Below are 18,775 nucleotides of genomic sequence, written 5' to 3'. Positions count from 1 at the left end.
TGGTTGCAGGATTGCTGTTCGGCACTGTCCTGCAAGCCAGTTCGCATTCAACAGAACCTTCGACAGACATAACGCGAGGAGCTCGGAATGACCTCCCAACTTTCGACTGACGTCTTCACCTCGGAGTGGTCCGCAGACGGAGCGGTCGTCGTGTGCATCGATGGATCCCCGCTGCGCACCGACGTGATCACGTGGGCGGCCGAGTTCGCGCATCGCCACAGTCTCAGGATGCGAATAGTTTTCGTAGCTCCGAACACCGCAGATCCGAACACCGGCGATCCGAATACCTCGGCATCACCGACGGGCCTGTTCATGGAAGCCATTCAGATCGCAGAGTCGGTGTCGCCAGATCTTCGGATCCGGACCGATCTGATCTCCGGGGAGAACACCGCAATCCTCACCGCGTTGACGTCCGAGGCCGCCTTGATCGTCAACCCCTTGATCGTCACTCAACAGGACGATCTCACTGCACCCGTCCCGGCATGTTCATTCGCAACAGTCGGAACTTCGTGTGAAAGCCAGGCTACGGCTGATCTTCCCGTTGTCGTCGGTTTGGACGGAAGCGCCTACAGCGAAAGCGCTTTGGCCATTGCATTCAAGGAAGCCGAGGCGGCGAGCACCGAACTGGTCGTCGTGCACGCCGCCCCGCCCGAGGCCGAGCTGAGTCGAAACTTCGCAGCCGGGCACGCGCCCCAGCATTCGACGCCGCTGACGTGGCAACTGTCAGGTTGGGCCACGCTCTACCCAGGCGTCACCATCCGACAGATCGAGTTCGACGGCCCCTCGGTTGCCATTCTGGAACAACTCTCCACCGAGGCACGGCTTCTCGTCGTGGGCCGGCGCGGCCGAGGTTCGTTCGACGACACCGCTCTCGGCACCACGAGCAGTGCAATGATTCGAAAAGCTCACTGCCCGGTCATCGTTGCGAGCGAAGCCTGAATTGGATCCTCGCTCGGTCAGAACCCGTAACTGTGGATGGGTGCGAGCTGACCGGCGTGGTGGGCTTCGATCACGAAACGCTCGTGGTCGACCAACTTCTCCGGGAGTTCGTCAACCGGCCACCACCGCAGATCTGCAGATTTCAACGGCTCCATCCGGCGTGGTTCACCCGACCACGTGCGGCATTCGTAGAAGAAGTCCACTCGATGATCCACCGGGTCGACCCCTTCCGCATGTCGGCGATGCAACACGGTGAGTGGCTTCAGTTCCGAGGAAAGCAGCTCCACGCCAAGTTCTTCCGCGGCCTCCCTGACAGCCGCATCGAGTGCCGACTCCCCCAGTTCGACGTGTCCCGCAGCAGCGTGAGCCCAGTATCCGTCCATGAAACCGGTGCCCTCACGCAACTGCAACAGCACCTCCGGCCGTTGCGCCGGGTTGCTTCGACGAAACATCACGTACACCGCTGGTACCAGCGCAAATTGATCGGCCACATGACCACGCTATCGTGCGGGAAACGGCGGCGCCCCGCGAGAACAAAGCTCGCGGGGCGCCGTCGGCTAATCTGCTGAATCAGTTGACGTCGAACCTGTCGAGGTCCATCACCTTGGTCCAGGCGGCAGCGAAGTCCTCGGCGAACTTCTGCTTCGCGTCTTCGCTGGCGTACACCTCGGAGAGTGCGCGCAGTTGCGAATTCGATCCGAAAACAAGGTCGACCGCAGTTGCCGTGTACTTCGGATCTCCAGTCGCCCGATCAACCCCGTCGTAGACGTTCTCATCCGTCTTCGACGGCTTCCACTCGGTACCCATGTCGAGAAGGTTGACGAAGAAATCGTTGGTCAACGTCTCGGGACGGTCGGTGAACACCCCGTGGCCGGTCTTGCCGAAGTTCGCGTTCAGCGCGCGAAGTCCGCCGACCAGAACTGTCACCTCGGGCGGGGTCAGCGACAGCATGTACGCGCGGTCGACCAACAGAATCTCTGCCGGAATCTTCTCCCCTCCCTTGAGGTAGTTCCGGAATCCGTCGGCCCGGGGTTCGAGTACGTCGAACGAGTCGATGTCTGTCTGCTCCTGAGTTGCATCCGTACGTCCCGGCGTAAACGAGACCGTGATGTCTTGTCCGGCGTTCTTCGCGGCCTGCTCGACTGCCGCTGTACCACCCAGAACGATCAGGTCGGCGAGTGAAACCTTGGCTCCACCAGCCTGGTTGAATTCCTGCTGAACTCGCTCGATGGTCTGAAGCACCGCGGAGAGGGCTGCGGGCTCGTTGACTTCCCAGTTCTTCTGCGGCTCCAGGCGAATTCGAGCACCGTTGGCGCCGCCGCGCATGTCAGTGCTGCGGAAGCTCGCAGCCGACGCCCACGCGGTCGACACCAACTGTGAGACGGACAGCCCGGAATCGAGAAGTCGACTCTTGAGGATCGCGATGTCCGCGTCCCCGATCAGTTGATCATCGGCCGAGGGAACCGGGTCCTGCCACAACTGCGGTTCGGGAACCCACGGTCCCAGGTAACGCGTGACCGGTCCCATGTCGCGATGCAGGAGCTTGTACCAAGCCTTGGCGAACTCTTCAGCGAATTCTTCGGGATGATCGAGCCAACGCCGTGTGATTTTCTCGTACGTCGGATCCAGGCGTAGGGAGAGGTCGGTGGTCAGCATCGTCGGAGTACGTCCGGCCGTCGAATCGAACGGATCCGGGATCGTGCCGGCCCCCGCGCCATCCTTCGGGATCCACTGCCACGCACCCGCCGGGCTCTTGGTCAGCTCCCAGTCGTATCCGTACAGAATCTCCAGGAAAGTGTTGTCCCACTTCGTCGGAGTGGGAGTCCACACGACCTCGAGACCACTGGTGATCGCGTCCTTACCCACGCCCGTACCGAAGGCGCTCTTCCAGCCCAGTCCCTGTTGCTCGACGGGTGCGCCTTCCGGTTCGGGTCCGACGAGGTCGGCCGGACCGGCACCGTGTGTCTTGCCGAAGGTGTGGCCGCCGGCGATCAGCGCGGCCGTTTCCACGTCGTTCATCGCCATGCGAGCGAAGGTTTCTCGGATGTCGCGGGCGGCCGCTACCGGGTCCGGTTGTCCGTTGGGTCCTTCGGGATTGACGTAGATCAGGCCCATCTGAACTGCGCCGAGCGGTCCGGACAGCTCACGGTCTCCGCTGTAGCGCTCGTCGCCGAGCCAGGTGTCCTCAGGACCCCAGTAGATCTCCTCGGGCTCCCAGATGTCTTCTCGGCCGAAGCCGAAGCCGAAGGTCTTGAACCCCATCGACTCCAGAGCGCAGTTTCCTGCGAACACCAGCAGGTCGGCCCAGGAAACCTGCTTTCCATACTTCTGCTTGACCGGCCAGAGCAGGCGACGTGCCTTGTCGAGGCTGGCGTTGTCCGGCCAACTGTTGAGCGGGGCGAAACGCTGAGCGCCCTGACCGCCACCGCCGCGGCCGTCTGCGATGCGATAGGTGCCGGCAGCATGCCAGCTCATACGCACGAAGAGTCCGCCGTAGTGTCCGTAGTCGGCCGGCCACCAATCCTGCGACGCCGTCATCAGCGCGATGACGTCGCGCTTGAGCGCCTCGACATCGAGTTTGGCGAATTCCTGGGCGTAGTCGAAGTCGGCACCCATTGGATTCGACTTCGACGAATGTGAATGCAAGACAGAGAGATCCGGCTGATTCGGCCACCAGTCCCGGTTGGTTCTCGGACGATTCCCGGTCGGTGTCGGAGACGGGATCGCGGGGTTTTCACTTTCGCTGGTGCTCGCGGTGTTTCCATCGTGAGCAACCGGGCAACTATCGGACACGGTAATCCCTCCATGAGCGAGTAGAACGGACTTCGATCACGGGTGTGATCGCAAACTCTGAGTTGTCGAACAGTCGGCACACAGGCCCCAGTAGATGACCTCAGCTTCATCGAGGACGAAGCCGTTGTGCGCCGACGGCGTCAAGCACGGTGCCTCTCCGACTGCACAGTCGACATCTGCAACGGCCCCACAGGACCGGCAGACGACGTGATGGTGGTTGTCACCGACGCGAGACTCGTACAGCGCCACCGATCCGGACGGTTGGATCCGCCTGATCAGCCCGGCGTCGGTGAGAGCGTGCAACACGTCGTAGACCGCCTGCCGCGACACCCCCGGCAGAACAGCCCGCACAGCATCGAAGACAGTCTCGGTGGCTGCGTGTGGGCGTGCATGCACAACCTCGAGCACCGTGACCCTGGGACGAGTCACGCGAAGCTCAGCGTTACGCAGTTGGGCTGCATAATCCGGCGTCGAAGGCACCTTTCCACTATTGCGCAATCTTCTGGACTGAACCCAGACTTTCGCGAAAATCCTCGCCTACGCGGATTTGCCGACCGATTCGTCAGCGCTCCGAACAGGAGGGACGGGCCCGGGAATCATGGGAGATGAACTGGGGGTATGTCTTGTTGTGCCAGTCGCAGTTCAGCGGCGGCGATGACGCCGGGGAAGTAGTAGTGCCCCTCCGGCGACTGAACAAGAGATGCAGCGTCGATACCGTCGACTTCCCATACGTCAACCGCGCCGCCGGTGTTGTTCATTCTGACAAACCAGTCCCGTTCGCCCTCGTCGCTGGCGAGGAAGCATCCCTCCTGCTCTGCTCGTAGACTTCCTGCGATTCCGCGAGCGGAGCCCATTCGGCGCCAGTCCAATCCATACCGCTGGATCGACGCACGGTTCAAGGCGGAGGTGACGTGGTAGCGGGTCGACATCGTCCAAAGGTAACAATCTTCCGTTTGTTCCAACTACGGTGAAGGGGAGAATCCGCCGAGGTCAGGAGTGATCGTGCCCAAATTGGAGATCAAGAGGAAGTCACAACTCTCACGGCAGGAAGTCGCCGACCGACTCATCGCCCTCGGCCAGGCCCTCGCCAGTGGATCGGAAGTGGAACTGGGGTCGGGTGGGGACTCGATCGAAATCAGTGTTCCGGAACAGGTTCGGTGGGAACTCGAGATCGAAGTCGACGGCAACGAGGTCGAGATAGAAATCGAGATACACTGGCGCGACGACCCTCAGGAAGAATCAGAAGAGAAGTCTCCGCCGCCCACCAAAGCAGTTCGTCGCAGCCGACCGCGCAAGAGCACTGCCAAATAGGCCAACCCGGATGCGGTTGTCAGGCAATTACGGAGACGCCGACACCTCGAGAGACACAACGCGCAGCAGTGCTCGGAGATCACTTTCGATCCGTCGAAACAGTTGATACACAACGATGAAGCCCGCGATCCCGCCCAGACACAGCGCACGGACGGTTGCGTTGAGTTCCTCGCCGGCCCCGGAACCGACAAAACTGAGTCCCGCGATTCCCACCAGCGGAACCGACGCCGCGACTGCGAGGTAACGCGTGCTGCTCCGACCCAACGAGCGAATATCGCGCCCGTCGTCGCTTCGTAACTCGCCGTGTGACAACAAGATCGGATACAGACATCGAACCGAGTAGTACGTCAGGATGAAGAACGGATACGCGACTGCGACGGCGCCGCACACTGCCAGCGACGACATCAGGTGCACGTATGCTCGTTGCGGAATACCTCCGGCGGCAATCTGCAACGCAACTGGATATGCGATACCGGCCAGGACCCACAGACCGAATGCGATCACCACCGCGCGGTGTCCGACGTTCAGCGTCGCGGTACGGGCTTTGTTCAAGACCTCCGCGCTGTACGTCTGACCGTGACGCAGTCCGTGAGGCACAGTGAGCGCAAGCCGGCACCAATACAGGATCGCCGCGGCACCGAGTGAGAACGCGGCCACCCCGATGACCAGATGAACCTGCTCGAGGTGCTGCTGAGCCTGCGGCGAGAGTCCCGAGATGATCAGCATCTTGTTGTAGTAGTAGTTGTAGCCCGCCGCCAGGAGATTCGGAATTCCGATCGCGGCCAGAAGAATCGGCAGTGCCCACTTCCACAACGTCGAACGCGGGCTCCCTTCCGGTGGGTCCACCAGGTTCCGGGCAGACCGGTCCAGACACAGTGCGAACTGACGGGCAAGCTTTCGTCCGCCAGACCACCTTCCGTCTCTCTCGGGCGAAAGAGACTTCACCAGTACTCGGCGCAGCGCCGGCGGGCAGTCGTCCGGTAACCGGGCCTCGGCCGCGGGATCCACTCCACGCCGACGTGCCTCGAGCGCCTTCTTGGGCGACGGTGGGTTCTCCCCCGTGCCGTCGTCCGTGAAAGGCCTACTCCCGGTGAGGAGTTCCCACAGCATCACACCGAGTGCATAGATGTCACTACGGGTGTCGAGTGTGCCGGGAGACCCCACGGCACAGGCCTCCAACTGCTCTGGAGACATGTAGGCGAGCGAGCCTCCGACAAAACAGGCAGCGTCCTCGGTCGAGACCTCCTCGCTCGAACTGACGTTGAAGTCAGCGAGTTTGGGAATGCCTTCGACACTGAGAAGTACGTTCGCCGGCTTGATGTCCCGATGTAGTACGCCGTGCTCACGCGCGTACTCGAGGGCGTCGGCCAGTCTCATTCCCATCCAGGCCACGGTCTCCGGCCACGACATCGCTGCGATCTCGTTACGTAAACTCGTCTCGCTCGGTTTCATCTCCCCCTTCTTCGCCAGGGTCTGATCGATGGCGTCGAGAAGTAGTTGTCCGGACCGCTGAGCCTGCGGTGTCACGCGGACAAGTTTGACCACGTCGAGCAAGGTCCCGCCTGGCACGTATTCCATGAACAGAACTCGCAGTGCGCGTTCCTCGAGCAGCCGTTGATCGAAGACGCGAACGATGTTGGGATGGTCGAGTTGGGCGAGAGTCTGCGGCTCGACCCCGACGTTGCGCGAGATTTTCAACGCAACCCACCGCTGCATCGACAGTTGCCGTGCCAGGAACACTCGGGCGAATGCACCGTGCCCGAGTTCCAACACCAGTTCGAAATCATCGAGGCGCTGCCCGATCTCGAACTCGTCGAAACCCGAGAGCCCCAACATCATCACGTCTTCGCGGCCGGCCATCGAATCACGGTCGAACAACCGCTCGAAACCCTCTGCCTGCAAAGGGAACTCGCTGAGGTACTCGGCCGCTACGACGTCCTCCCCGCCCTGCTTCCGCAGCCGGAACTCCTCGTACAGAAGCTCGGCCGGTAGTGGCTCTTCGAGCAATTCCGGGTACTCGGCGCAATACTCCGTGAGTCGTTTCGGACCGTCATTCTTCAGCCAGCGGTACTCCATGTCGATTCCGACCAGTTCGATCAGCGCGCCCCGACGAATCTTGGCTGGATCGGGCAGATATTCACTCAGGTCGGACGGGGTTCGTCCCGCCTCCCAGTCCCCGACCAGGCGCCCGAGACCGTCGGCATCGTTCGATTCACCGAGCACTACCGGCAGTGCGGACAGGCGCAACTCGGTGACGGTGCCCCGTTCGGTCAGGGGCCCGCTCGCGACCGTCGCGTCACTGGCCTGCGCACCACGTTCATTCATGAGTTCTGCTCCGCACCTCGAGCACGATGAATCGAGGCGACTCATTTCAGCGTAACCCCGGCGGTACCTCTGACCCCAGCGAATCTATTCGGCGTGAACTGCCGACTTCGTGCCGATACGAACGAGTTCTTCGCGGTCACCGATCTTGACGCGTGGACGTCCGTGCTCGACACCAAGGTCCTTCTCGGCGGCGTCGATACGAAGCCATCCTTCCCAATCGACGGGAAACAGATCGCCGGCCGCGAGGACCTCCTCGATCCGGCTGCGATCTACCCGACGCCCGCCGAACGAATCAAGTTGGCGCAGCATCGTTTCGACTGTTTGGCGAGCGTCGGGCCGCGCCGCACCGATCAGCCCCGCGGCACCGCGCTTCATCCAACCGGTCACGAACAAGCCCGCGATCGGTAGACCGCTCTCGTCGACCACCGCGCCGCTCCGGTGCGAAACTATGCCGCGCCCGTGATCGAAGGGCACCCCGGCAAGTGGCGTGCCGAGGAATCCGATTGCCCGGTACACAGCTTGAACCGGATAGTCGGTACAGACACCCGAGGCGGTGACGTGACCGTAGCCGTCGGGGTCAGTCCGTTCGACGCGGAGTGCCTCGACTTTCCCGTTACCGAGAATCTCCACGGGCTGTCGGTAGAAGTGCAGGTGAACTCGACGCTGGGCAGTTCGGTCGGCAGGCGCAGTGTCCGCGAAACTACGGAGTGTCTCGACTGCCAGTCGGGTGTGCACCAACTGTTTTGTCATCCGCTCGATATGCCGGTCCGGCGCGACATCGGCAGCATCGACGACAACATCTACGCCGGGTAGTTCACCGAGAGCGCGCAACTCGTTCGGGGAGAATCGAGCGTCGGCGGGTCCGCGCCGGACAAAGATGTGTACTTCACGAACGCGACTGCCGGCGATCCCTTCCCGAACTTCGTCGGAGACGTCCGTGGCCTGCAGCGGTTGCGCCTCGGCGAGGAGCATCCGCGTGACATCGAGCGCGACGTTGCCGCCGCCGATCACTGCCACCGACTCGGCGTGCATGGGCCAATGTTGGGGGGCGTCGGGGTGATCGTTGTACCAACCGACAAAATCGGCGGCCCCGAATGAACCGGGAAGCTCGACGCCTGGAATGTCGAGTAGTGCATCCCGCGGCGCACCGGTTGCAATGATCACCGCGTCGTAGGAAGAACGTAGGTCCTCTACGGAAAGGTCCTTTCCGATCTCTACGTTGCAGAACAGCCGGAAGTCACTGGCGACCAGCACGGTGTGCAGAGAATCGACGAACTTTTCGGACTCGGCGTGCCCTGGGGCGAGACCGTAGCGCACGAGTCCGTACGGCGTCGGTAGACGCTCGAACATGTCTATCTTGGTGCCAGGAGCCAGTTCAGCGAGAGCGCCGGCAGCGTGGATTCCCGCCGGCCCCGCTCCGACGATCGCGACCCCTGAGCGGTGGTGAGAAAATCCGGGGCGCCGGCGGGGATACCGCTGAACCTCTAGCGTTGATCATGCCCCGAGGCTAGGACCTCAACTGCGCTGGAGATCAAGTCCGCTTTTCAGTAGCCCGCTTTTCAGTAGCCCGCTTTTCAGTAACCCGCTTTTCAGTAGCCCTGCTCGGCCGGCTTGTGCTCGGTTGTGTAGCGGTAGAAGTCCGCTAGTTGGAGTTCACCGGCCGCTGCCTCGTCGACGACGACTGTCACGTGCGGATGCAACTGAAGTACCGATGCCGGGCAGAACGCCGACACCGGACCTTCAATCGCAGCCCGGACCGCGGGGGCTTTGCGCGCCCCCTCCGCAATCAGCACAAGATGCTTTGCATCACTGATGGTTCCGAGACCCTGCGTGATCACGTGATGCGGCACATCGGCTGGGTCTGCGAAGAACCGCGCGTTGTCGGCGCGGGTCCTTTCGGTCAAGGTCTTCACTCGGGTACGCGATGTGAGTGAGGAGGACGGCTCGTTGAAGCCGATGTGCCCGTTGAGACCGATGCCGAGAATCTGCACGTCGATGGGACCGTTGTCGACGATGGCAGCGTCGTAACGCCGTGCAGCTTCACTGGGATCGTCGGCTCCGCCATCGGGGCTGAACACTCGCGCATTGTCGATGTCGAGGTGATCGACGAGTTCCGTGCGGATGGTGTGCGCGTAGGACTGCGGCTGATCGGGCGTGAGACCTACGTACTCGTCGAGAAGATACGCGCTCATCGCCGCGAACGACACTCCCGATTCTCGATGCCGCTTGATCAGCTCCCGATACGTGTGCAGCGGTGACGATCCCGTCGCGAGGCCGAGCGTCCGGGCTCCGTTTTCGATTGCGCCGCAAACGATGTCGGCAGCGATTCGCCCGCCGTCTTCCGGACTGGGAACTATGACGATTTCCATTCAGGCTTCCTCTCTGCTCTTGCCGGCTCCGACGATGGCTTCGCGTACGGAACCCGAAGCGCGATCCAACAATTGGGATGCTTCGGCGAAGTCACATTCGGCCAACAACATGACGACCGCTGCCTTCACATGACCGTCGGCATTCTCGATGGTCTCCGAAGCGATCTCGGTATCCACTCCGGTTGCTGCCGCGACGATCCGGTTTGCACGATCGACCAGTTTGGCGTTGGTAGGCCGAAGGTCGACCATCAGGTTGTGAAACGCCTTGCCGGAACGGACCATGCTTGCCGTCGAAAGCATGTTGCACACCATCTTCTGTGCAGTCCCGGCCTTGAGCCTCGTCGATCCGGTGAGGATCTCGGGGCCGGTCTCCACTTCGATGGCCACTCCGGCGTGCGAACTCATTGCCGCATTTCGGTTGCACGAGACTGCCACTGTTGCGGCGCCGAGTGCGCGGGCATGATCAAGTCCCCCGATGACATAGGGAGTACGACCACTCGCCGCCAGACCCACCACGACGTCCGTGGCGTTCAACGAGATTGCGTCGAGGTCGGCCCCAGCCGCTCGCGGATCGTCCTCTGCTCCCTCGACGGCGTTGAGAAACGCTCCCGGGCCACCGGCGATGATGCCGATGACCTCACCTGGATCGGTCCCGAAAGTCGGAGGGCATTCCACTGCGTCGAGCACTCCCAGACGCCCACTGGTCCCAGCTCCCAGGTAGATCAGCCGACCACCTTGTGCCCGAGCGGTGACGATCGAATCGACTGCGGCTTCGATGGCCGGTAACACCGCCGCGACCGCGTCGGCCACGATTGCGTCCTGCTGGTTCATCACCGTCAGCAGATCCGACACCGACATGACGTCGAGATCGCGGGTGAGAGGGTTCGGTCTCTCGGTAGACAGCATGTCCAATTGCATTGTGGCGAGTCCTCCTCGATCAAATTTCACTACGACGACTCCTCGTCAGTAATCACAGCGACGACTCCTCGTCAGTGACGCTTCGAAGCAATGGCATCATGACTTCGTTGCAGCGCAGACAGGGCGCTCGGCAGCGAGTGCGCGACCATCGCAAAAATTGTGTCGACTACCAACAACTGGCCGGTGCGGCTTGCCATTGCTGCCGACCGGAAACCGAATTCTCTACCGGCAGTGAGTAGAACGTGGTGTGACTGCACAGCGAGCGTCGACCGCGCCCCGCCGGTGATCGCGGCCGTCGACGCCCCGGTACGACGGGCAAGGGCAAGCGGTTCGACCACATCAGAAGTCTCGCCGGAATGCGAGATTCCCACTGCTATGTCGTCCGGTCCGAGCAAACTGGCGCTGACCATCGCCGCGTCTCGGTCGAGATGAACCCGGCAGTTGACGTCGATCCGCGAGAGCTTCAACGTGAGGTCTTGCGCGACGATGCCTGACGCGCCGATGCCGTACACCTCGACCCGGCGGGCGGATCGAATCCGCGACACCACTGCTTCGAGTGCAACAGGGTCAGTCAATTGTGCTGTGCCCTTGAGTTGTTCGGATTCGAACTCGGCGAGTTTGGCCATGACTTCACTGGCAGAGTCGGCGGCAACGATGTCCACACCGAGTGGAATCGAATCACTTGACGCGGAACCGCTGATGGCCGCCAATGCCAGACGAAGCTGGGGATACCCCTCGAAGCCGAGCCTTTTGGCTGTGCGGACCACTGTCGCCGTGCTTGTCGACGCTCGTTCGGCAAGATCGTTGACCGTCAGTGTGGACGCCAGGCTGGGGTCGGCTTCGATGATTTCGGCGATCCGCAGCTCGGCAGGTGAGAGGCTGCTCAGTGATGCGCGAATACGAGCAAGCAGGTCGACGGACGCCGGAGCACTCCGGTCCAAAGTCATAACGCCTCGATTCGCATCGTTTTCGGAGCTGACGGCACCGATGTGATTCTAGGCAGGCCACGGCTTCCTGGCGTCAAAGATCCGAGCACACTTGCGTGACGCGCACCGGTGCACGAAGCAATACTGCCGGGCAATCCGTGTGCGGTGAGGAAGCCGAGAACCGCGAAAGCCAATGCTTCCTTGATGTCGGAGGTGACTCCGAGTTCGTCCGAAGAGACAAGCGCGATGTCGCCCAGTTCGTCACGGAGCATCGCCATCAACGTCGGGTTCTTGGTGCCACCACCTGACACCACCACTTCGGAGGCCGCGAGTGCTTTGACGGAATCGGCGACGGTCCGGGCCGTCAGTGCAGTCAGAGTCGCGACGATGTCTGCCAGAGACAACGACTCGTAGCCCCGCAGAGCGGCGAGCAGATAGTCCCGATGAAACAATTCTTTGCCCGTGCTCTTGGGAGCGGGCTGCGTGTAATACGGTTCGCTCAGTAGATGTGCGAGCAGATCGACGTTCGGCGTGCCGGCTGCACCCAGAGCGCCACCGAGGTCGAACCACTGCTCCCCCGCAGTGAATTCGCTTACCGCCGCGTCGATCAGCGCATTTGCCGGGCCGGTGTCGAAGGCAATCGGTACTGCGGGACCATCTGCCGTCGTACCGCCGCCACCCGGAGCAGTAACGTTGGCGATGCCACCGAGATTGAGCGCGACGGAACCCGAAGTTCTTCCGTTGAGCCACAATACGTCGAACGCGCTGACCAATGGTGCACCCTGTCCACCCGTCGCCACGTCGCGAGAGCGCAGGTCCGACACGACGGTGCATCCGGTCTTCTCGGCTATCCAGGCCGGCTGCCCGAGTTGGAGAGTGCCCTTTACTTGCGCTCCTTCGACCCAGTGGAACATCGTCTGCCCATGTGAGGAGATCAATTCCGCACTGCCGCCACACAGTTCCGCGTTCGCCCGCGCAGCCACGGCCGCGAATGCCTGCCCGATCTCGGTGTCGAGTTGGCAGATCTGACCGACAGTGGTGGACGCAGGCGGTACCGCAGCGGCCACCGCTGCCCGCAACTCACCGGAATATGGTTCGCTGACCATCCCCAGTGGGGTCAGCACAAGAGTGTCCCCGTCGATCCGGATATCTGCTGCGGCAGCATCGATAGCGTCGTACGAAGTACCGGACATCAGGCCGATGACTCTCATGAAATTTCCCTTACTCGGATCGTTTCGGCATTCGGGCAAGCTGCGGTCAGTCGACGAGTGCCCGCTTGTGGGCATTTCCTCGCAAGGTACTCAAAGCGATCGCGCTGACGGCGCACGTTGCCATCACGAAGTAGGCCGGAATATCGAGATTGGAAGTTTCCTTGATCAGCCATGTGATTATCAGACCGGCGCAGCCCGAAAAGACCGCGTTGGACAGGGAGTATGCGAGTCCCAATCCGGTGTACCGGACCGAGGTGGGGAACATCTCGGAGAGCATGGCGGGTCCGGGTCCGGCGACAAGTCCCACTGCGGCGCCGGCGGCAAACACTGCAAATCCCTTGGCGGTCAGAGACGTCTGCTCGTTCTGCAGGACGTTGAGCAGCGGCAACGCAAGGACCAAGATCAAAACGGTGCCGGTGAGCATGACCGCGCGTCTCCCGATGCGATCACTGAGCCCGCCCGCGAGCGGAATCGTCACCGCGAAGCCGGCATTGGCAAGTACCGAAGCAACCAGTGCCTGATGGAATGTCGCGTTGAGTGAACTCTGAAGATAAGTCGGCATCACGACGAGGAACGTGTAACCCGCCGCAGACCAGCCCATCAACCGACCGATGCCGAGCAGGATCGCCCTGGCGGTCTCGCCGACGGTCGGCTGCGCTACCGGCGTCGCCGCATCAACTGTCGGTTCGGACTGGACTGCGCGGGCACGCTCGAACGACGGCGTTTCTTCGAGTCGGAGCCTGAGCCACAGGGCAACCAGGCCCATCGGAAGTGCAAGGAGGAACGGGATGCGCCAGCCCCAGTCGTTGAGCTGACCGGAGTCGAGAACTGTCGCGAGGAGCGCCGCGATTCCGGCACCGGCGAGCAATCCGAGCGCGACCGTGAACGACTGCCACGACCCGTACAGTCCGCGTCGTCCCGGGGGCGCAAACTCGGTCATCACCGACACCGCGCCGCCGAACTCGCCTCCGGCCGACAGTCCCTGGAGGACCCGAAGAACCGTCAAGAGCAGCGGTGCCAGAATTCCGACGCTCTCGTAGGTGGGGAGCACACCGATCAGGGTCGTCGCACCCGACATCAGCAGAAGAACGATCACCAAGGTGGGGCGCCGGCCGATGCGGTCACCGAGTCGGCCGAACAGCGCAGCCCCCACTGGGCGGAAGAAGAAGGCCAGCGCAAACGACGCGTAGGTCTTGATCAGGCTTTCGAGGTCGCCGGAGCCGTCGGCGCTGAAGAAGTTCGACGCGATGATCGTCGCGAAGAACCCGTACACACCGAACTCGTACCACTCGATGAAATTTCCGACGGAGCCGGCGACGAGCGCCCTGCGCCGTTTGAGCTGCGCACCATCGTTCCGTGTCTGCACTGTGATGCCCATGCCGTCCTCCGTTGACGAAACCCGAATATGCAACAAAGTTTCATCTGAACGGAGTAGAAATGTCAAGAAGTTTCACAATTGGGTTTTCGTGGGTCCCCGAATCCCTACGCTCCTGCGAACGTGAATGCCTCCGCCCGTTCGAACTGGTCGGTGGAGTCTCCGGAGTAGACCGTGCTCTCGTTCGGGCCCAGCCCGAGCTTGCGGACGGGCGTCCCCTCCCCGAGATCCATCGACGCCACATCCACCCAGAACGTATTCGGGGTCATCGCAGACTCGAAGAAATAGAGCGCGCGTTTGTGATCGACCACCGTACGCCAGCGGGTCGACGAGATGTTGGGCTCGTCTGGAGTCGAAATACCCAGCGGCACCGAGACATTGCGAATGACACTGAACGTCGACGCCAACGCGGACCGCGGATCGTCCGTCTGCGGTATCGCATCCACGTAGAACGACGCGCGGGCGAATCTGTCAGCGGCACGGTTCGTTCCGGGCAGCATCACAGTCCCGTTGATCTGCTTCCAGTACTCGTTGACCGCGAGTTGCTGATCGAAGATCGGAGAATTTGTCATCACCTGGTACTCACGGCTGTGATGAATAGTCGCGCGTCCACCGACGTATTCGATGATCGCACTGTCTCCCTTGGCATCCGAGAGTGACATGTGAAGGGTAGCGAGACGGTCTTCACCGGGAACAGCAGCAGTCACGACGGTGAACGGTTCCGCTGCCAACACCTCGACTGCTTCCTGAACTGTCGCAAAACAATCCAGAACATACTGCGCCCACGCTGCGATGGACAGACCCGGAGTCGAGCCGTCGTATGCCGGGTACTCGGACTCGACCAACCACAAGAGATTTGCAGACAGTCCTGCCTCGTTGACCCCATCGGTTGTGCACATGTCGTAGGCCGTTGCGACAACACTTCCGTATTTCGACGTCCACTGAATCGAGTTCGGACCCGCGCAACCCTCTCGCGTCATGCCCCGCGGAAATGCCCAGAGATTAGTTCCGAGATCAACCTTCCAATCCATCGATCGAGCAGTGATCACAGTGTCGTTGGGCCCCAAGTAGACCAAGCGTGTACACATCGAAAACTATCCCTTCCTCACGGCGTGACGATATTGAAACTGGGATCGAAGGTATCCAGCAACCCTCCCAATGTCTCCAGCGCCGTTTCGTCTCCGGTGAGCGTAATCTTCCCGGCTTTGGCAAGTTCCGCAGCCGCGCCCGGTTGCAGAAGTGCGCCGATCAGTGCAGCTTTCGGCCCGGACACCGTCAGTTGTGTGTTCGACGCCGCTCCCCGGCGGGCATTGAGGACGCCGCGCCTGACCCAGGCCGTCCAGGTCTCGTCGTCGTGATCGGTGAACACGAAATCGATGTGGAGGTCGACGTCAGTTGCCTTGTCTCCGATGAGATGCACTGCTACGAAGTCGAACAAGATATCGATGGGCATCGCGAGGACGCTGTCTTCGCTCGCAGTGATGTACGGCGGGGGTTGCGAGCCCTCACGCAATTCCAACGCTGCCGAAAGGTAGATACCTCGCCACTGAGGCCCCTCGGCTTGATACCCCATCTGCTCGTAGACGTCAGCCTGAAGGTTCTTCGCCTCGGTGTTCTCCGGTTGAGCGAACACCAACTTGTGCAGGATCTCTGCCGCCCACCGGTAGTCTGCGGCGTCGAATGCTCGCTTACCCTCATCCAGGATCTTCTGCGCCCCAAGGAGATCGACGAACCTCTTCGCCGACTCGACCGGTGGATGTGGATGAAGCGTCACCGGATCGCCGTCCCACATTCCCAGTTCCTTGGTGTACACGGCACGCACGTCATGATGCAGAGTTCCGTGGTACCCGCGGTTGTGCCACTTGCGGCCGAGCTCCTCGGGTAGCTCGATCACCTCGGCGGCTTCGAGCGGCGTGTATCCCTTGTTCGCCAGCCGGAGCGCCTGGTCGTGAATGTATTTGTAGGTATCCCTTTGTGATTCGATGAAGCCAACGAGGTTCTCGTTGCCCCACACCGGCCAGGTGTGCGGTCCGTAGTGAACCGCCGCGTCGTCGCCCCACCGTTCCAAAGTCTCGTCCAGGTATCGCGCGAAATTGCGGGCATCGCGGGTACGCGCACCGCGCAGGGTCTGGATGTTGTGGAGTGAATGATTGGCGTTCTCCGCACACGTCAGTGCAGCGAGTTCGGGGATCCAGATGTGCATCTCCTCCGGAGCCTCGGTATCGGGTGCATAGAGAAATTCGAACTCCAGACCCGCAATTTCTCGCTTCGTTCCGGTTTCGGTGATGCCGTCGGTGGGGGAAATATACGAGATCTGAGGGCCTTTGGTGCTGAGCACGCCGATCCCGCACGAGACCGCCCCTTTCGGACCGAGGTCGAGCAATCCGCCGAAGGCATAGAACGACCGCCTCGCCATGGCATTGCCGGCGACAACATTCTCGCCGATTGCGAACTTGTCGAACGATGCGATCGTGCCCGGCGCGATGATCGGCACCTTTCCCGATGCAACGTCCTCGACGTCGATAATGCCTTTGACTCCGCCGTAGTGGTCGATATGGGTGTGCGTGTAGATGATCGCTGCAACCGGCTTGTCGCTGACGTGCTCGCGAATCATCTTCATGCCCTGGCGCGCTGATTCGACTCCCGCCATGCAGTCGATGATGATCAGGCCTTCGTCACCCTCGACGACCGTCAGGTTTGCGATGTCGTTGTTTCTCACCTGGTAGAGGCGATCCGTCACCTGGTAGAGCCCACCCCGGCGAATTACCTGACTCTGGCGCCACAAACTGGGATTGACGGTGTCCGGCGTCGGAACGTCGTCACCGATGTACGCCAATGCCTCGGGGTCGAAGACCACATGCCCGTCGTCGCCGAGAACATTGCCAGGCAACGGTGCGATCAAGCCACGATCCGCGTCGACAAAATCTTGCCGGTCATCCATGGCGTACCGCGTGACCGCTTCGCGGTTCACCGCCACGGTGGCCGGTGTTGCGTCCTTAGGTGTCTGGCACATGGCTCTCCCCGCTCGGATACGACGATCAGATACCCCATAATCTCTATCCGGCGGCAGCGGCGTTGGAATCACCCGCGCAGGGTGAACTCACGCTCCTCACCCCTTCGTCTTCTCGGAACCTCCCGACGCCAGGGCGATGACAAGAACCACGAGCCCACAGGCGACAACAAGGATCCAACCCGCTCTCGATGCCTCGGCGATGTCTGATTGTGCGCTGCCTGCGATCATGCCGCCGGCCAGCGCCACACCGAGAGCAGCGCCGAACTGCCTTGCACTGGAGGTGATCCCGCCGGCAAGGCCTGCCTGCGATCTCGGTAGTCCGTTGACGGCGGTGTTGGTGATCGGAGCATTCGAGAAACCGAAGCCGATACCGAGGAACAGGTACGCGACGAGCAACGTCGAAGTGCCTGTGCTGTTGTCGAGAGAGACCAGGCACAGTCCGCCGAGCGCGGTGAAGCTTCCGGCGATCAGCAACGGCGATCGTGCACCGAAGCGCCCGACGAGAATCCCCGACAACGGCGCACAGATGGTTGCCGCGACTGCCATCGGTAGTGTCATCGCGCCCGCTGCGGCGGGAGTCATTTCACGCGCCTGTTGAAGGTAGAAGGTGCCCAGAAGCAGCGTCGCGTTGAGAGCCACGAACACCACGATCGCGCCGAGGACTGCCGCGGTGAACGGCCGGTGCCGAAACAGCGAGGGGTCCATGAGCGGCTCGCTCTTTCTCGATTCGACGCGGACGAACGCTGCCAGCGCGGCAGCGACGGCGACGTAACCCGCGATTGCACCGGAGGCCAGCCACCCGATTCGTGGGCCTTCGATGAGCAGAGCCACGGATCCGCCCACGACGACCATCAGAAGCACCTGCCCCGGTAAGTCGAGACGTCGAGGTTGTTCAGCCCGGGACTGCGGTACGAACACCGCGGTCAGCACGAGAACGACTGCGATGACGGGCACGTTGATCCAGAAAACGGATCGCCAGCCGAAGCTCTCGATGAGGACTCCGCCGACTATCGGTCCTGCTGCCATGCTCAGACCGAAGACCGCAGCCCACACGCCGATCGCCTTGGCTCGCTCCTTCGGGTCTGTCATCACGTTGACGACGATCGCCAGGGCCACCGGACTGAGCATCGACCCACCGACTCCCTGCGCGATCCTCGCCGCAATCAGAACTCCCACCGACGGGGCCAGCGCGCAGACGATCGACGCCACCCCGAAAACGACCAGTCCGATCTGGAAGATCCGCCTTCTACCAAACCTGTCGGCCAGGGCGCCGGACGAGATCAGCAAGCTCGCCAAGACGAGTGTGTACGCGTTGACGATCCATTCGAGACCAACGGTTCCGACGCCGAATCCCTCCCCGATCGCGGGGAGAGCGACGTTGACGATGGTCGTGTCCAACCCGACGACGAACAAGCTCGTGCAGCAGATGGCCAGAATGCCCCACCGGCGGCGTGCGTCAAGTCCGATCACTTGCGGTTCGTCGATCCCGCTCGAAGGTTTCATCTCGGACTCCATCTCTCGACGTGTTCTGCCGTGCTCGCCAGTCGAAAGGATCGTCGCAACCCGGCCCGCGAAGCCGGTAAGAAATTTGCAGA

Annotated in this window: 16 protein-coding genes; 2 read left to right on the top strand and 14 right to left on the bottom strand. The window is 61.8% G+C overall.

The window, feature by feature from the left end:
• The first annotated feature begins 87 nt into the window (after positions 1 to 87).
• Positions 88 to 939, top strand: coding sequence for a universal stress protein (locus RA302_RS06020; protein WP_166501939.1), 852 nt, complete (start codon positions 88 to 90; stop codon positions 937 to 939).
• Positions 940 to 956: 17 nt separating this feature from the next.
• Here RA302_RS06020 and RA302_RS06015 read toward each other — a convergent pair whose 3' ends face one another.
• From RA302_RS06015 to RA302_RS06000, 4 genes are all read right to left on the bottom strand, one after another.
• Entirely contained in the window at positions 957 to 1,430 is a 474-nt protein-coding gene (locus RA302_RS06015) for an NUDIX domain-containing protein (protein ID WP_020906507.1), read from the bottom strand.
• A gap of 79 nt (positions 1,431 to 1,509) precedes the next feature.
• On the bottom strand, positions 1,510 to 3,732 hold the full coding sequence (gene katG / locus RA302_RS06010; RefSeq protein ID WP_238054142.1) for a catalase/peroxidase HPI: 2,223 nt from the start codon (positions 3,730 to 3,732) through the stop codon (positions 1,510 to 1,512).
• 36 nt (positions 3,733 to 3,768) lie between these two features.
• Positions 3,769 to 4,212, bottom strand: coding sequence for a Fur family transcriptional regulator (locus RA302_RS06005; RefSeq protein WP_019747524.1), 444 nt, complete (start codon positions 4,210 to 4,212; stop codon positions 3,769 to 3,771).
• Positions 4,213 to 4,328: 116 nt separating this feature from the next.
• Complete coding sequence (locus RA302_RS06000) at positions 4,329 to 4,661, bottom strand: hypothetical protein (protein ID WP_060938297.1); 333 nt, start codon at positions 4,659 to 4,661, stop codon at positions 4,329 to 4,331.
• A gap of 73 nt (positions 4,662 to 4,734) precedes the next feature.
• Between RA302_RS06000 and RA302_RS05995 the strand changes: the two genes are divergently transcribed.
• The gene (locus RA302_RS05995) at positions 4,735 to 5,043 is read left to right on the top strand and encodes an amphi-Trp domain-containing protein (RefSeq protein WP_024487387.1); all 309 of its coding nucleotides are present in this window, start codon (positions 4,735 to 4,737) and stop codon (positions 5,041 to 5,043) included.
• Between the two features lie 27 nt (positions 5,044 to 5,070).
• Here the strand turns inward: RA302_RS05995 and RA302_RS05990 are convergent, their stop codons facing one another.
• The 10 genes from RA302_RS05990 to RA302_RS05945 form a co-directional block, all read right to left on the bottom strand.
• Positions 5,071 to 7,368: a serine/threonine-protein kinase gene (locus RA302_RS05990; RefSeq protein ID WP_166501938.1), complete on the bottom strand. Its 2,298-nt coding sequence runs from the start codon at positions 7,366 to 7,368 to the stop codon at positions 5,071 to 5,073.
• A gap of 84 nt (positions 7,369 to 7,452) precedes the next feature.
• Complete coding sequence (locus RA302_RS05985) at positions 7,453 to 8,742, bottom strand: FAD-dependent oxidoreductase (protein WP_238054163.1); 1,290 nt, start codon at positions 8,740 to 8,742, stop codon at positions 7,453 to 7,455.
• Positions 8,743 to 8,957: 215 nt separating this feature from the next.
• Complete coding sequence (gene nagB, locus RA302_RS05980) at positions 8,958 to 9,737, bottom strand: glucosamine-6-phosphate deaminase (RefSeq protein ID WP_166501937.1); 780 nt, start codon at positions 9,735 to 9,737, stop codon at positions 8,958 to 8,960.
• Positions 9,738 to 10,655 (bottom strand): N-acetylmuramic acid 6-phosphate etherase, encoded by a 918-nt coding sequence (murQ, locus tag RA302_RS05975; protein WP_166501936.1) that lies wholly within the window; start codon positions 10,653 to 10,655, stop codon positions 9,738 to 9,740. It lies immediately after the preceding gene.
• Positions 10,656 to 10,726: 71 nt separating this feature from the next.
• Positions 10,727 to 11,602 carry a MurR/RpiR family transcriptional regulator gene (locus RA302_RS05970; protein WP_019747531.1) on the bottom strand — a complete coding sequence of 292 codons (876 nt, stop codon included), beginning with the start codon at positions 11,600 to 11,602 and terminating at the stop codon, positions 10,727 to 10,729.
• A complete protein-coding gene (locus tag RA302_RS05965) occupies positions 11,599 to 12,792 on the bottom strand; it encodes an anhydro-N-acetylmuramic acid kinase (protein WP_166501935.1) in 1,194 nt (397 codons plus the stop codon). The genes RA302_RS05970 and RA302_RS05965 overlap by 4 nt, the downstream gene beginning before the upstream one ends.
• Before the next feature lie 46 nt (positions 12,793 to 12,838).
• Positions 12,839 to 14,170, bottom strand: coding sequence for an MFS transporter (locus RA302_RS05960; protein ID WP_166501934.1), 1,332 nt, complete (start codon positions 14,168 to 14,170; stop codon positions 12,839 to 12,841).
• Between the two features lie 104 nt (positions 14,171 to 14,274).
• Complete coding sequence (locus tag RA302_RS05955; RefSeq protein ID WP_166501933.1) at positions 14,275 to 15,255, bottom strand: linear amide C-N hydrolase; 981 nt, start codon at positions 15,253 to 15,255, stop codon at positions 14,275 to 14,277.
• A 17-nt stretch (positions 15,256 to 15,272) separates the two neighbouring features.
• On the bottom strand, positions 15,273 to 17,180 hold the full coding sequence (locus RA302_RS05950; RefSeq protein ID WP_166501932.1) for an alkyl sulfatase dimerization domain-containing protein: 1,908 nt from the start codon (positions 17,178 to 17,180) through the stop codon (positions 15,273 to 15,275).
• A 96-nt stretch (positions 17,181 to 17,276) separates the two neighbouring features.
• Complete coding sequence (locus RA302_RS05945; RefSeq protein WP_166501931.1) at positions 17,277 to 18,683, bottom strand: MFS transporter; 1,407 nt, start codon at positions 18,681 to 18,683, stop codon at positions 17,277 to 17,279.
• Positions 18,684 to 18,775 lie beyond the last annotated feature (92 nt).

The organism is Rhodococcus sp. DN22 (assembly GCF_036669995.1).
Classification (GTDB): domain Bacteria; phylum Actinomycetota; class Actinomycetes; order Mycobacteriales; family Mycobacteriaceae; genus Rhodococcus_F; species Rhodococcus_F erythropolis.
Note: the sequence above shows the minus strand (reverse complement) of the source record. Positions and strands in the feature narration are given on the sequence as shown.